Annotated in this window: 15 protein-coding genes; 7 read left to right on the forward strand and 8 right to left on the reverse strand. The window is 41.1% G+C overall.

Annotated features, from left to right (window positions below):
* Positions 1 to 26 precede the first annotated feature (26 nt).
* A complete protein-coding gene (locus WG989_RS09885) occupies positions 27 to 1,013 on the reverse strand; it encodes a PhoH family protein (protein ID WP_340429103.1) in 987 nt (328 codons plus the stop codon).
* Between the two features lie 153 nt (positions 1,014 to 1,166).
* On the opposite strand from WG989_RS09885, the gene WG989_RS09890 reads away from it, so the two are divergent.
* The 6 genes from WG989_RS09890 (at position 1,167) to WG989_RS09915 (ending at position 5,676) form a co-directional block, all read left to right on the forward strand.
* Positions 1,167 to 1,298: a hypothetical protein gene (locus WG989_RS09890; RefSeq protein WP_340429104.1), complete on the forward strand. Its 132-nt coding sequence runs from the start codon at positions 1,167 to 1,169 to the stop codon at positions 1,296 to 1,298.
* 136 nt (positions 1,299 to 1,434) lie between these two features.
* Positions 1,435 to 2,880: a DUF4403 family protein gene (locus WG989_RS09895; protein ID WP_340429106.1), complete on the forward strand. Its 1,446-nt coding sequence runs from the start codon at positions 1,435 to 1,437 to the stop codon at positions 2,878 to 2,880.
* Between the two features lie 71 nt (positions 2,881 to 2,951).
* On the forward strand, positions 2,952 to 3,794 hold the full coding sequence (locus WG989_RS09900) for an MBL fold metallo-hydrolase (protein WP_340429108.1): 843 nt from the start codon (positions 2,952 to 2,954) through the stop codon (positions 3,792 to 3,794).
* Positions 3,795 to 3,811: 17 nt separating this feature from the next.
* Positions 3,812 to 4,471: a TatD family hydrolase gene (locus WG989_RS09905; RefSeq protein ID WP_340429110.1), complete on the forward strand. Its 660-nt coding sequence runs from the start codon at positions 3,812 to 3,814 to the stop codon at positions 4,469 to 4,471.
* Positions 4,471 to 5,217: a tRNA threonylcarbamoyladenosine dehydratase gene (locus WG989_RS09910; protein WP_340429111.1), complete on the forward strand. Its 747-nt coding sequence runs from the start codon at positions 4,471 to 4,473 to the stop codon at positions 5,215 to 5,217. Before WG989_RS09905 ends, WG989_RS09910 begins: the two co-directional genes overlap by 1 nt.
* A gap of 30 nt (positions 5,218 to 5,247) precedes the next feature.
* Positions 5,248 to 5,676: a hypothetical protein gene (locus tag WG989_RS09915; protein WP_340429114.1), complete on the forward strand. Its 429-nt coding sequence runs from the start codon at positions 5,248 to 5,250 to the stop codon at positions 5,674 to 5,676.
* Between the two features lie 2 nt (positions 5,677 to 5,678).
* On the opposite strand, the gene WG989_RS09920 is transcribed toward WG989_RS09915, so the two are convergent.
* The 7 genes from WG989_RS09920 to WG989_RS09950 form a co-directional block, all read right to left on the reverse strand.
* Positions 5,679 to 6,317: a class I SAM-dependent methyltransferase gene (locus WG989_RS09920; RefSeq protein ID WP_340429116.1), complete on the reverse strand. Its 639-nt coding sequence runs from the start codon at positions 6,315 to 6,317 to the stop codon at positions 5,679 to 5,681.
* A 220-nt stretch (positions 6,318 to 6,537) separates the two neighbouring features.
* Positions 6,538 to 8,181 (reverse strand): AMP-binding protein, encoded by a 1,644-nt coding sequence (locus WG989_RS09925; RefSeq protein WP_340429118.1) that lies wholly within the window; start codon positions 8,179 to 8,181, stop codon positions 6,538 to 6,540.
* A gap of 113 nt (positions 8,182 to 8,294) precedes the next feature.
* Positions 8,295 to 8,927, reverse strand: coding sequence for a T9SS type A sorting domain-containing protein (locus tag WG989_RS09930; RefSeq protein ID WP_340429119.1), 633 nt, complete (start codon positions 8,925 to 8,927; stop codon positions 8,295 to 8,297).
* Positions 8,928 to 9,105: 178 nt separating this feature from the next.
* Positions 9,106 to 11,589, reverse strand: coding sequence for a TonB-dependent receptor (locus WG989_RS09935; protein ID WP_340429121.1), 2,484 nt, complete (start codon positions 11,587 to 11,589; stop codon positions 9,106 to 9,108).
* A gap of 46 nt (positions 11,590 to 11,635) precedes the next feature.
* Complete coding sequence (locus WG989_RS09940; protein WP_340429122.1) at positions 11,636 to 12,088, reverse strand: hypothetical protein; 453 nt, start codon at positions 12,086 to 12,088, stop codon at positions 11,636 to 11,638.
* Between the two features lie 109 nt (positions 12,089 to 12,197).
* Positions 12,198 to 12,845, reverse strand: a complete 648-nt coding sequence (gene rpe, locus WG989_RS09945; protein ID WP_340429124.1) for a ribulose-phosphate 3-epimerase — start codon at positions 12,843 to 12,845, stop codon at positions 12,198 to 12,200.
* A gap of 73 nt (positions 12,846 to 12,918) precedes the next feature.
* The gene (locus WG989_RS09950) at positions 12,919 to 13,743 is read right to left on the reverse strand and encodes a tetratricopeptide repeat protein (protein ID WP_340429125.1); all 825 of its coding nucleotides are present in this window, start codon (positions 13,741 to 13,743) and stop codon (positions 12,919 to 12,921) included.
* A gap of 93 nt (positions 13,744 to 13,836) precedes the next feature.
* On the opposite strand from WG989_RS09950, the gene WG989_RS09955 reads away from it, so the two are divergent.
* On the forward strand, positions 13,837 to 14,946 hold the full coding sequence (locus WG989_RS09955; protein ID WP_340429128.1) for a TolB family protein: 1,110 nt from the start codon (positions 13,837 to 13,839) through the stop codon (positions 14,944 to 14,946).
* The last annotated feature ends 47 nt before the right edge of the window (positions 14,947 to 14,993 follow it).

The raw sequence follows: 14,993 nt of genomic DNA on the forward strand, positions 1-14,993 counted from the left end.
TATGCTGGGGTGTAAGTACCAAAATACTATCGACGGTTGCCATTCGGTTGCTCCTGATCGATCTTGTGATCCTTATCATACGCCCTGATAATGGCTTTCACCAAACGGTGACGAACCACATCTTCTTCATCCAATTCAATATGACTTATACCATCGATGTTCTTTAAAATGCGGATCCCTTTTTCCAAACCACTACGCTGGTTCTTTGGCAGATCCACCTGTGTCATATCACCTGTAATGATGGCTTTTGCATTTGCACCAATACGGGTAAGGAACATTTTCAACTGCAGATCAGTTGTATTCTGTGCCTCATCTAAAATGATGAATGCATTATCCAATGTACGTCCACGCATGTAAGCCAACGGTGCAATTTCAATTACACGTGTGCTCATGTAATAACCAAGTTTATCAGCAGGGATCATATCATCCAACGCATCGTATAACGGACGGAGATATGGATCGATCTTTTCTTTCAAATCTCCGGGTAAGAAACCAAGACTTTCACCAGCTTCAACAGCAGGTCGTGTAAGTATGATCTTCTTCACCAATTTGTTTTTTAATGCACGTACTGCAAGTGCAACAGCGGTATAGGTTTTGCCGGTACCTGCTGGCCCTATTGCAAATACAATATCATTTTTATCAACAGCACCTACCATCCGTTTCTGGTTTTGGGTACGTGCACGAACGGTGCGGCCATTGGGCCCAAACACCAACACTTCGCTGGGATTACGTTCTACAAATGCATCTACTGTTTCCTGGTCGTCGCCGCCAAGAATTTGTTCAAAATAATTTTCGCTGAGTTGACCGTTCCGCTCCAGATAAGCAATCAGCAGATCAATTTTTTCTTTTGCCTGGTCAACCTGTTCGGGGCTGCCGCTAAGTTTGATCTGTGTGCCACGAGATAAAATTTTTAAGAGCGGGAATTTCTTTTTGAGGAGATCGAGCTTGCCGTTGTTTACACCAAAAAATTCAATCGGGTTAACGGTTTCGAGGTTAATGATTGTTTCAGTCAAAGTTTTTTCAGTTTAGCGGTCGGTACCGGAATAATGTTTACTACGTGTGGCCTTTGCGTAGCAGTACGATTTCAGAACCAAACCATGTTCACAATAAAGTAGCATTTGGGTTATGATACTTCTAACCAATCCATCTGTTACCAATATTAATCATTGAAAACAGATTTTCATAAAGGTACTTATTCACAGGATGTGGAAACGTTAACGCCGGGTGAAGAATATTTTTCGGTACGTGCAATACCGGCGGTAGTTATTTACGTAAATGAAACTGCAATGATCTGTTGAAAAAATACAAACCGTTCATCACCAATCAATCAACTGAATTGGCATAGTAATAGTAACTGTTATGAGCACCTCAATATAAAAACAGAAGATCCAGAAAGAAAGTATTAAATTGTTGAGTTACGCTGTATGAACTTATATGAAATTAGCACCTGCCATATCACTTGTTTTCTTACTTGCACTTTTATTGCAGGGCTGCAATGGTTGTTTTCAAAGAAGTGTTGTTGTGAAGCCGCAACCTGTAACAGATAGCATAACGGTTGATCTGCCGCTATCCATTTTTAATATTCCTGTGCGGTACGATCTCCAGAATTTTGAAATATGGATCAACCAGGTGATCAAAGGGAAATTTCTTGAAACAGTTATCAATCCGCTCAACGATAAACGGGATGAAGCACGATTGATTTTAACAAAGACAGGAACGATCCGGGTAAGTTCAAATGGGAAAAAATTGATTTGCTTAGTTCCATTGCAGTTAGAAGCTGTGTTGTTGAAAAGCAGGATGGGGAAGGGGCTTACTAATTCAGCAGACACAGTGCTTACAACAGTGAACATTGAGTTATCCACTCCTGTTTCGTTAGATAAAAACTGGAATCTTGTAACAGCTTTTGAAATAGAAAAGTTGCAATGGATCAAAGAACCTGTTTTTCAAATCGGCCCGTTTAAAAAGAATCTGAAAAAGAAGATCAACGAATGGCTGGAGGAAAATGAAGATATGCTCACGAAGATCATGGATCGGGAAATCAATAAAACCGTATCAATGGAGCCGCCATTGGAAAAGGTGTGGAAGGATCTGCAAAAGCCAATTATCATTCACAAAAAGCAACCGAATGTTTGGCTAACGTTCAACTGTGAATCGATTGAAGGAAAAATTGTATTAGGTCCATCAACCATTACCTGTGAAACAAGAGTAAGGGCAACAACAAAAATTATTACTGATACCACTGCAATGCCGGCAGCAAGTCCATTACCAGCCTACCATTTACTAAAAGATGCATCAACCGAATCGGATATTCATTTATATGCCTTCACTTCGTTTGCAGAAATAAATGAGGAATTAAACAGTCAGTTGAAAGAAAAAATATTTAATGCAGAAGGTTATTCTCTGAGTGTAAAAGGTATCAATGCATATGCTTCAGAAGCAGGTCTTTCTATTGAAATACAAACCAGCAGAGATGTGAAAGGAAAATTGATCGCAAGTGGAAAACTGGAATTTGATCCGGAAACGCAGTCATTAATGATCAGGAATTTTGATTATTCCGTAAGCAGTAACAACACACTGGTCAACGCAGGTGATATGCTGTTGCATCAACAGGTAAAAGATACGATTGCTTCCCGTTTGATCATTGGCATGCGTGCTTTGATCGATACTGTTCCTCAACTGGTAGAAACAGCGATTGCGAAAGGAAAGTCGAGCGATAAAATTGACCTTGAGTTTGAGCACCTTGCTGTACACCGTTGTGAAATTTCAATGGGAGCGGAAGGGATTCATTTTATCATTCATGCTGAAGCTACTGCAGGTATTCTGCTGAAGAAATTAAAACCGGGCAAACGGTTACGCATCAAAAAAGCGCAGAAGGAATAACAGAAGAAGCCTTCATAAAGCAGTTAAACGAATGTTGAACCTGCCTGCCGATCCCTTATTTTTACACTATCATGGCGGTTTATTTTTCTTCGTTGAATTCGGGCAGTAATGCCAATTGCTATTATATCGGTAATGGCAACGAGGCAATACTTGTTGATGCAGGGTTATCCTGTAAGGAAACCGAAAAGCGGATGCAGCGGCTTGGGTTGAAGATGGAAAGCCTGAAAGCTGTTTTTATTTCTCACGAACACAGCGATCATATTACCGGCATACAAACACTCAGCAAAAAGTATCAGCTTCCGGTTTACATCACACAAAAAACATTAGCCAATTCAAATCTGGTTCTTGACGAGCAATTCATCCGTTATTTTCGAAAAGATGAAACAATTGCTGTTGGTGGTATGCAGGTAAAATGTTTCAGCAAATCGCATGATGCTGCCGATCCACATAGTTTTATGATCAGCACACAATCAGTTAATATTTCTGTGATCACTGATATTGGTTATCCCTGCAAACAAGTGCTGCATTTTTTCAAGCAAAGCCATGTGTCATTTCTTGAAGCTAATTATTGTGATGATATGTTGGCGAATGGCAGCTATCCTTACTATTTGAAAAAACGTATCAGTGGCGATGAAGGGCATCTGTCCAATAAACAGGCACTTGATCTGTTTTTGCATCACCGTCCGAAACAATTAAGTCACCTCATCTTATCGCATCTTTCAAAAAATAATAACAAGCCCGAGTTGGTTGAGGCGTTGTTTCAACCGCATGCAGGCAACACAACGATTATTGTGGCCTCCCGTTATGAAGAATCTCCTTTGTATAGCATTGATGGAGTAAAGGTGGCAGTTCGCAAATCACTGAAAGCGGGTAATAAGCAAACGAGGAATGAATCGCAGTTGTCGTTATTTTAATTCAGCAGAGAAACAGCATGTACATCAACGTTCATAGTCATCAAGCCGAAATTGTTGCAGGAGTTCTTACAATACAGAATCTGTATAAAAACTTTCCATCCGTTACATCCGATGGTTATTTTTCTGTTGGACTGCACCCCTGGTTCCTCAATGAAGAAACATGGGCGCATGAATTTGGTGAAGTAAAAAAGTGGAGTGTCGAACAACATGTGTTGGCAATTGGTGAAGCAGGTTTAGATAAAGTATGTGAAACGGATATGGAGTTGCAGAAGAAAATATTTGCAGCACATATTCAATGGGCCAACGAGATTCGGAAACCATTGATCGTTCATTGTGTGAGGGCACATGCCGAAGTGATGCAGTTGCTTACAATTCATCAGAATAAAATGCCGGTTATTTTTCATGGGTTTAATAAAAGTAAAGAACTGGCATTGCAGCTTACTTCACATGGATATTATCTGTCGTTTGGCAAAGACATTGAAAAGAGTTCTATAGCAGAGGTAATGACGGCTGTACCAAAGAAGCAACTATTTTTGGAAACAGATAAAAGCGAAATTTCGATACAACAACTCTACACATTGGCAGCTTCCGCTTTTCAGATTCAGGAAGATTCACTTAGTTTGCAACTTTACAAAAATGCAGCCACCGTTTTTGGCGCTGCGCTTACAACAGTATGATGAATGATCTTTCCTGGCTTTCACGCACCAGTTTATTAATCGGCGCAGAAACGCTGCGTGCGCTCACAACCAAACATGTAATGATCGTTGGGTTGGGTGGTGTAGGTTCCTTTGCTGCAGAATTTATTGCCCGTAGCGGTATTGGTATCATGACCATTATTGACGGTGATGTGGTTGATCCAACCAATCGTAATCGTCAGTTGCCTGCATTGGCTACCAACCATGGTGTATCAAAAGCAGAGATCATGGCGGAGCGATTGAAAGCAATCAATCCAGAATTAGAATTGAATGTGGTGAAACAATTTGTGAATCCTGAGATGGTGTTGCAATTGCTTGCAGCAAAGCCGGATTATATTATTGATGCCATTGATAGTGTTACGCCGAAGCTGACATTTATTCGTCTTGCTTATGAAAGTGGATTGCCGTTGGTAAGCAGTATGGGTGCCGGCGCAAAACTGGATCCTACACAATTGAGAGTAGTTGATATTTCCAAAACCTATAACTGTCCGTTTGCTCAACAAGTGCGTAAAACATTGAAGGGACATGGTATTCGTAAAGGCGTAAAAGTTGTGTTTTCACCGGAAGCACCTATCAAAGAAAGTTTGATGTTGACCGATGGAAAAAATTACAAGAAGTCGGCGTATGGTACCATCTCGTATTTACCGGCTGTGTTTGGTGCAGTAACTGCATCGGTTGTGATCAGGGATTTGATTGATAAAATAAAAAGCGAAATAGTTGGTTCATAACTGGCGGTGAGCTTTTCAGTAACTTACAGTATGCAACGAAAAAAAGCAGATGTGGATGTGGTGCGGGATGTGTTACAACAAATGTTGGTCGCAAGGCCCGATTCAACGTTCATTAAAAGTCTTGCATTTCAATATGAAGAGCGTGGTGGATTGAGTAAAAAACAACTGGAGGGTCTACTGCAAAAAGCAGCAAAAGTTCCGGAAGTGCCGGAGCACAAACTTGCTACACTCGAAGCCATCATTCTGAAAAAACCGACGAGAGAACGAGCTGCTGCATCGGCACCTACCGCTTTCTTTACAAAAGATGAAGCGATTGGTGCAGTATTAGATGCAATTCTTGTAAAATATCCTTTACACAAGCAAGTACTGTTCTTAAAAAATAAATACGACAACAACGAAGTTTTATCTTCTGCAGAGATCACCGATCTCAAACGATTGGAAAAAGTATTGAAGAAATAAGATCACTCTTCCCGCAGCACATAAATAGAACAGGCTACAATGGGAGTTGAGTTGCTTACAAATTTTTCATCCCAAAAAATACTGTAAGGTAAAATTCGATCAATGAATGGTTTTGCCATCAGCCGTTGCGGTGTAGACAGAAGCACTGTTGTTCCTTTTCGCATAAACGATACAATTACATTGAATACCGTTTCAAATACCTGTGGTTCGTAATTTATATCGCTGAGCAATAATACATCACACGACAGATCATCGGGTACATTGTTCCAATCAATTACAGTTGCTTTGATATTCGTGAGTTGATTTTTTTCAATCGATTGCTGCATGAGTTCAACTGCAGCGGGCACATGATCGCTGCATACTATTTCTGATGCAAATTGGGCAGCTAAAAGAGAAGGTAATCCCAGGCCTGCTGCCAGTTCCAATACTTTTTTATTTTGCAGCCAATCGGGTTGTGAAGCTATGAATTCGCAAAGTGCATAGGCTGATGGCCACACCTGTGCCCAGTAAGGTGTGGGTGTTGTTGGATCTGTTTGCAGTTGTTTTGTATACCATTGCTGCAATACCAATGGATCGGGAACAATTGCTTTTACTTCGTAATCGCCAAACCGGAACGGTTGAAATGTTGTTTGAAATTCCATTGCTGCAAAGTAAAGGCCTGCGATAATTTTTTGGGAAAGATGTTGATGAAATGTTTTCGTCCTGTGTGAGTGGAGATGTCTCGTGCTTCGACATGACGAGTCTCTGTAAGTTTAGGCTGTTTACAAATACTCAAAATCGTAAGTACGTCATGTCGAGACACGAGACATCTCTCAAATGGAAGACTGCTAAATAATAAAGTTGCAGCCCAAATTTGAAATACTATTCCCAGATCACTTTTCCTTCAACGGCAAACCATTTCGGATAAAACGCCTGATGAATTTTTTCCACCTGGTTTCGTTTTACTTTCATTGTAGGAGTAAGTAATCCATTTTCAATGGTCCAGTTCTCTTTCATTACTACTGCTTTTTCGATCCGTTCATGTTTTTCAAGATGCGGGTTGATAGCAGCCAATGATGCAGCAAGACTTTCACTGATCTCTTCTTTTGTTTTTTGTTTACCAATGTCAGACAATGTAACCAACGCAATCGGCTGCGGAATAGCCATGCCTACTACACAGGTTTGTTCAATGTCAGCATTGGCCAGTATTTTCATTTCGATCGGTGCCGGCGAAATATATTTTCCTTTATCTGTTTTGAATTGATCTTTCAAACGACCGGTTACAAACAAAAATCCATCATGATCGTATTCGCAGATATCACCTGTTTTTAAAAATCCCTCTTCATCAAACATTTCGGCAGTCATCTCCGGTTCTTTGTAATAACCAATCATATTACTTTCACTCTTCACCCGTAATTCACCTTCATCAGAAATTTTCACCTGCAAACCGCTGAATGGTTTTCCAACTGAACCATGACGAAAATCAAACGGCCGTTCAAAGTGTGCGTACACACAATCCTCCGTCATGCCCAATGCCTGAATGACTTTTACATCCAGTTTATAAAACCATTTCAACAGATCAACAGCGATAGGAGCAGAGGCGCTGTAAATATGAGAAGCCCTTGCTAAGCCCAGTTTTTTCTTGATACTTTTTTTAATGATGTTGTTGATGATGGGTATCGACAGTAACAGATCCAATTTCTTTTGTGGTAGTTTTTTCAGAATACCTTCTCTGAACTTGCCCCACAATCTCGGCACAGCAAAAAATAATTCAGGTTGAACTTCCGCTACATTTTTTGCAAACGTATCAACCGATTCTGCAAACGAAATAACAGATCCATTGTAAAGTCCGTTCATTTCAATTCCCACACGTTCTGCAATATGGCTGAGAGGTAAATAGGAGATCAACGCAGAACGATGTGGTAAACGCAATTCAGCAGTTGCCGTTTGCAATACACGATCAAAATTACCGGCCGTGTGCATTACACCTTTTGGTTTGCCTGTGGTGCCCGATGTATAAATGATCGTCATTAATTCATCCTGCTGCCATTCATGCGTATGTTGTAACGGTTGATGTTGCTGTATCAATTCACTCCAGTTGTAACGTTCGTTTCGTTCATATGCATCAAAACCAATGCGGATCAGTTGAGGTGGAATGCCATGTTCCTGCGATTTAAAATCATCCAGTTTACCAATGAAAATTGCTTTTGCATCGCTGTGTTCCAGAATTGGTTGAATGGATGCGGCTGTTAATGTGGGATAGATGGGAATCGAAATGCAGCCCGCCATCATGATCGCCATATCAGCCATCATCCAATGTGCACAGTTCTTTGACAGAATGGCTATATGCGAACCTTTTGGTAATTGCATTGAATGCAATGCCGTGGCAATACGTCGGCTTTCATCAGCTGCTTGTTTCCATGTCCAAGTAGTCCATTCACCATTGAAAGGTTGACGTAAAAAAATATCGTTTGAATATTCCTGTTCGTTTTTCAGGAACTGATGCAGGGGTGTGGATTTGTGCATGACAATCGTTTTGGTGATCTAATCTACTGAATTAAATGCAGCATCACGAAAACAATGGCTTGTTTTTATTGCATGCGAAAATCTGACTGACGATGGTCAGGTTTATCAACCTTTTATTGTTTAAGAAAACGCAGTTGTTGCTGATGACCTTTGCTGTTGCTCGCCTGTAAAATGTATTGACCGGCCGGCAAGCTTTGAAGATTCAGTTGCACTTGGTTGCTTCCTGCCTGTAATTGTTCCTGACGAACTGAATGGCGTTTGCCGCTGATGTCGGTAATAGTAAGCTGCAATCGATCTGTTTCTGCTGATGAAATACTGAGCACGGCATTTGATTGCACCAGTGATGGTAACAATGCATTTAATGCAAACCCTTTGCTTCCGTTGAGCACGGCAACAATAAATGAGTTGACAGATGTATTGGCGGGTGTAGTAAGTTTAATGCGGTAATAGTTTGTTCCTTCACGGCGTTGCAGATCGGTATAATCAAACGGTTCAGCACAGCGGATCTGGTCGGCAGTAAAACTATGGAGGACAGTAAAATTTTGATTGTCGCTCGAATGTTGTACTTCAAATGCAGCAAAATCGGATGTGCATGGTGCCAGCCAACGCAACACATTGAACTGACTTATTTTTTGCGCCTGAAAAAATTTCAGTTCAATCGGAAATACGAGATACGGATCATTTACCTGCGCAAAACCAGTTACAGCTGTAAAGAAAAATACGATGGCGGTGATGAATGTTTTCATACTCCTGAATTTACGATATAAAGATAGGTTGGGATTGGGTGGAATCAAAGTCGGTGGGGTGACAAAAGCAATTTTTCATCCACCCCTTTCAGCAGCACTTTTGTTTAACATTTTAACACATCTCCCTAAAGTGTATAAACATTCTGCAGCTCGGCAAACTATCAACTACAGGCTGCTTCTACCACCTCGCCACAATCTTGAAATTGATCAGTCTCGGTGTTAAACGATTCGGAATTGAAAAAATCGTGTTGCTGAAATCTTTGATGAGCAAATAGGAAATGGTATTGGGTCGATCGATCACATTAAAAATTTCTAAGCTGGCCCAGACATTATTGAACTCACGAAAAGGATTGCGGCTGCGGCGTTTGCTTTTTTCACCATCAAGCAACAAGGCACTGAAACCAAAATCGACACGGATGTATGGATCGATGGTCAATGCATTTCTGTACTTCGCACTGTTGGGAATATTGTAAGGAAGATTGGTGCCATATAAAAAGTTCATGGAGAATTTAAAGTTCTTATTGGTTGAAAGATAATCCTGGTAGAACATACCGAATGTAAGGAAGCGATCGGTTGGTCGTCTGATCCAGCCACCTTGCACCAAGGTACTATCGATGGGTTGGTTCAACGAATCCAATGCATAATTATACCACTGATCGTTATCTAAATTTTCACGTGTGCGCATCAAGCCAATACTTACCCAGCTTTCAGCATCTTTCACCAACTCACCAAACAAACGGGCTTCAATACCTGTTGCATAAGCTTTGGCACTGTTGCTGCCGAAATAGCGGATGCGAACATTATCTACATCATACGGCACAATATCATACATGTGTTTGTAATACGCTTCGGCCTGCAGTTTAAATGGTCGATTGCCCCAGCCTTTGAAATTATAATCAAAGCCTGCTACCACCTGCCAACTTTTTTGCGCTTTTACTGATTCGTTTACAGTACCATCATACCGACGCAGTTCACGGTAGAAGGGTGGTTGATGATAGGCACCTGCTGCTGCACGAAATACAATATCTTTTTTACCGAGTGGCTGCATCGCAAACTGCACTCTTGGTTGAATCAATACCTCGTTGTTGAGTGTGTTATAATTGTAACGTACACCGATCTGCAGCGTCATGTTCAATGAATCGTTCAGAATAATGTTATCCTGCACATAACCTGTTGTGCGGAAGAAAACAAGATCTGATTTTGATTTGATGACTTTTGTTAACTGCAGTTGATTGGGATCAAACGGTAAGGTATAACCGGCGCTATCCGTCAGTTCCCATTCATTCAACTTATCGTTGATGCTTTGGCGTTCGAGACTATGGCCCCACTGAATAAAATGGTTTCCTTTTTCCAAACTGCCTTTGTGCGTGGCGTTTTGAATTTGAATGTTGAGTTGGTTGCGTGCAAAATTCTGGAACACTCCGGCACCCAACGGATTTACAATTAAACCAAAACTTGAACGGCTGCGATCAAAATCACGTTCACCAAATAAATACGCACCTTGTATATCGAACGATTCTTCTTCGTTATTACTGAAATGACTCAGCATCCATTTCAACTTCAAATTTTTATGCGGCTGAAAAGTAGTTGCAATGCCGGCCATTGCTGTGCTGTAACGATCACGTTCACCACCTGCAAAATAAATATCCAAACCAAGATTGGCAGTGAAGAATGGTGAGAACACAGATGCTGTCTGGCTGCTGAATTTAGGATTTAATTTGAATTGTGTACGGGAATAATTACCCATTGCTTCAAACATCCATTTGATATTTGGTTGCCAGGTAACATAGCCCTGCAGGTCGTTACTGGAAGGAACATAATTCCCTTTTGTTTGCTGACTGCTTAATAAATTTTGATTGCTTCTGTTACGTGCACCAACAGTAAAACTTACTTTTTCATCTTTGGAGCCACCTTCAAAATGCAATCCCTGTTCGAGTAAAGAAACATACGCTGAGCCGCCGAATTTCTTTGCACGTTTGTATTGAATATCCAGCACACTACTCATCTTATCACCATAGCGTGACTGAAAGCCTCCGTTGTAAAATGTAAGACTGCGAACCATTTCAGGATTGATAAAACTCAACCCTTCCTGTTGCCCTTGTCGAACGAGATAAGGACGGAACACTTCAAAATCGTTTACGTAAATAAGATTCTCATCATAATTGCCCCCACGTACAGAATATTGTGAAGTGAGTTCGTTATTGCTGCCCACAAATATTTTTAATAATCCTTCCACACCGCCAACAGCCGATGGAAGTAGCAATGCATTTTTCGGATTGATGCGGATGGCCGATGCTTCGGATCGTATGCGGTTGTCGGTTACCGTTACTTCCTGCAATTCTTTGCTGCCCCGTTCGAGCCGCATCACCATTCGTTCTTCTTCATCATCATTTAAAAAGAAATTCCGTTGTTCTGAACGGTAGGAGGTGTATGAAAAAATTAATGCAACGGCTTTGCCCGATGGAACTTTAATGCTGAAATAACCGGAATCGTTTGTGGTAACGCCTGCACTGCGGCCAAGAATAACAACCGATACATTACTGAGCGGATTTTCATTTTCATCGAGCACCTTACCGGTTACGGTAGCTGATTTCTTTTGGGCAAAAGAAACAACAGATGCCAGCAGCATTACAAGGAGGAAGCAGGTTTTGGTTGCCTTCATGGTAGATAAAACTAAGCCTTTCTGTTAAAACGAAAAGCGGTACAAGTTATTTTTTCAGGTAAAGATTATCGAAAGAAAGATTTGTTTCCACTCCATTTACCTTACAGGACACAATGCCATTTCTGCAATATGGCTTTTTCATTGACTTGCGGCCTTCCTGTTGCGGTTCAAGAACTTCTGTTATTTGGTATTGGCTGCCGGTAGCTGGAATCAAAATCCGGTAGTCGAAATCAGACCTGAGATTTGCAACACTTGACGAAGATGTCCATTGCAATGTATCGTTACTAAGCCTGTAGCTTATTACAGAAGCATCAAGGATCATAGAGTCAATCAAGTTACTAAAGCTGCTTCCTTTCGAATATCTCTTTACAGTGTAGGTGCTTGCTTCCTGCTCAGTATAGGAGATGAAATTAATGATGAAGCCGTCAGATTTTCCGCAAGGATACGTACAACTGCTAAGCAGAAAAAGGAGAATAATAGTATAGGCGAGTTGTTTCATATTTGATTGACTAAAATATATTGGAAAGCGCTGCATAAATGTGAAACCACCCAATGGCAGAGTGGTTTCATTCAGACTTTTCTGAATTGCCCGCTTTTTGACTTCCGAATTATATCTTCTTCAACAATGAGATCATCTCCGTTGGGTTGGGTGCTTTGAACACGGTGTTTCCTGCCACCAACACCGTTGCGCCGGCATCCACAATACTTTGTGCATTTGCAAGCGTAACACCGCCATCAATTTCAATCTCTACGTTCAATCCTTTTTCATCGATCATGTTACGGAGTTCTTTGATCTTGTTGAGCGTTTGCGGAATAAATGCCTGTCCGCCAAAACCGGGATTCACACTCATCAAACAAACCATATCAATATCGGCCAATACATCTTTCAACAATGAAACAGGTGTATGCGGATTCAATGCAATCCCTGCTTTCATACCCAGCCCTTTGATCTGTTGAATATTGCGGTGCAAATGGGTGCATGCTTCGTAATGCACCGTGAGAATATCGGCACCGGCTTTTTGAAATGCTTCAGCATATTTCTCCGGCTCTTCGATCATCAAATGCACATCACACACTTTGGTGGTGGCTTTGCGAAAGAACTCGATGATCATGGGCCCAAAGCTGATATTGGGTACAAAGCGGCCATCCATTACATCGAGGTGATACCAATCCGCTTCACTCGCATTGAGCATATCACAATCGGCCTGTAGATGAATATAGTTGGCACTTAATAAAGAAGGGGCTACAATCGGCATAAAAAATTCAAAGTTTGTAGTTGATAGTTTATAGTTAGTTGTATTCTACTCATTGCTCATCATTCATCACTCATCATTTTACGACTCCCAATCTCTTCAACGCATCTTTCGCTTCAGTAATACTTTGATCGAGTGCGAGGGAACGTTTATAGTTATCAATGGCTTCAGTTTTGCGGTTGAGTTTTTCTTCCGTTTTTGCCATCCAGAAATAACCATCGGCAAATTTGTTACTTACATTGGTACTTTGTGTAAAAACTTTGTGGGCCTCATCAAATTTTTTCTGATCGTAATAGATCAATCCTTTTTCAATGTATGCATCGAGGTAAGTATAATCTTCCCGGATGATCTGGTTGTAAACAGCCATTGCTTTTGATGACTCTTTTACTTTCGTATGGTAAGCTGCTTTTATAAAAAGAATATCGCTTCGGAATTGAACGGCAGCTGCATCTTTCAACAACGCATCACACAAAACCAGTGCTTTTTGATTACCGGTTTCGGCGTACAGAGATGCCAGCCGCAACTCAGCCTGGGTAAACAAACCTGCTGCCCCAATAGATTGCTCATAGGTTGCTATTGCATTGGATGTATCGCCTTTGCGCTCCAGTGCATCAGCTTTCATAAATAAGTAGGCCGGGTTGTTGGGTTGTTTTTGCAGAAGTTGTTCAATTTGCAGCAATGCGTTATCGTACTCATCATTTTGTACAAGCTGTTCCACAAATTCTTCACGAATACTATCCACCTGTGGTTCCTGTTGCAGTTTGTTTTCCAGTTCCTGTAGTTTAGTATCGGTGGTGGTTGCGGAAGTTGGTTCCTGTGCCTTGGATTTGGGGGAATCGTTGGTACAGGCAAATAAACTGAGGGTCACAAATCCGGTGAGCAAAGCGGCTTTCAACTGCATGGCGCAAAGCTAAATTATTTTAGGCTGCTGGTTCTTACATTTTCCTGACATTTGCGGGCATTTCAAAAACTACATTTGCTCAAAATCTGTAATATGCACAAGTCCGCTCTGTTGTTTGCCTTACCTTTTGCCTTGGTTGTAATGTTGTCGTTTAAAAATGGGAGTAAAGGAGTTGCTGAAAAAACAGCAACAACCAATGACACAATTCTTTACCCCGACGAAAAGCATTTTAAAAATATTCAGCAGCTCACATTTGGCGGCGATAATGCTGAAGCTTATTTCAGTTTTGATGGCAAATGGCTCATCTTCCAAAAGACCTATGCAAAAGAGGGTATATCCTGCGACCAGATGTATATCGCAAAAGTTCCAACAAAAGCTGGTGAAAAGTTTACTCCTAAACTGGTAAGCACTGGCAAAGGACGCACAACCTGTGGGGCTTTTATGAAAGATGGTAAACACATTATTTATGCATCTACACATTTAGGTAGTGGCGATTGTCCTCCCATTCCTGACCGCAGTAAATATGGCAACAAATACATCTGGCCTTTGTACGACAGCTACGATATTTTTATCGCCGATCTGAATGGAAAAATTGTAAAGCAACTCACCAACAGCAAAGGTTATGATGCTGAAGCAACACTTTCTCCCGATGGAAAGAAAATGTTATACACGAGTACGAAAGATGGTGATATTGATATGTATGTGATGGACTTGAAAACAGGGAAAGAAATTAAAGTGACCAACCTGTTGGGTTATGATGGTGGTGGCTGGTTTAGTCCTGATGGTAAAAAACTTATCTGGCGTGCAAGTCGTCCAAAAACAGAAGCAGAGATCAAAGAATACAAAGAGTTGTTGGCACAGGGATTAGTTGCTCCTACGAATATGGAAGTGTGGGTAGCAAATGCGGATGGCACAAATGCCAAACAGGTTTCTTCTTTTGGACAAGCGAACTGGGCACCGGCCTACATGCCCGATAACAAGCGCATCATCTTCGCCAGCAATCATGAATACAAACGTGGCTTTCCGTTCAATTTATATACAATGAATGAAGACGGTAGCAATCTCACCAAGATCAGCAGAGATAAAGGGTTTGATGCATTTCCGATGTTTAGCCCCGATGGAAAGAAGATCGTTTTCTGCAGCAACCGCAACAACGGTGGTACAAGAGATACCAATATTTTTATTGCTGATTGGGAGGAATGATGAGTAATGAATGATGAGTAATCAGTCCTGAGCGAACCCGTATCAAG

The organism is Lacibacter sp. H407 (assembly GCF_037892605.1).
GTDB lineage: Bacteria > Bacteroidota > Bacteroidia > Chitinophagales > Chitinophagaceae > Lacibacter.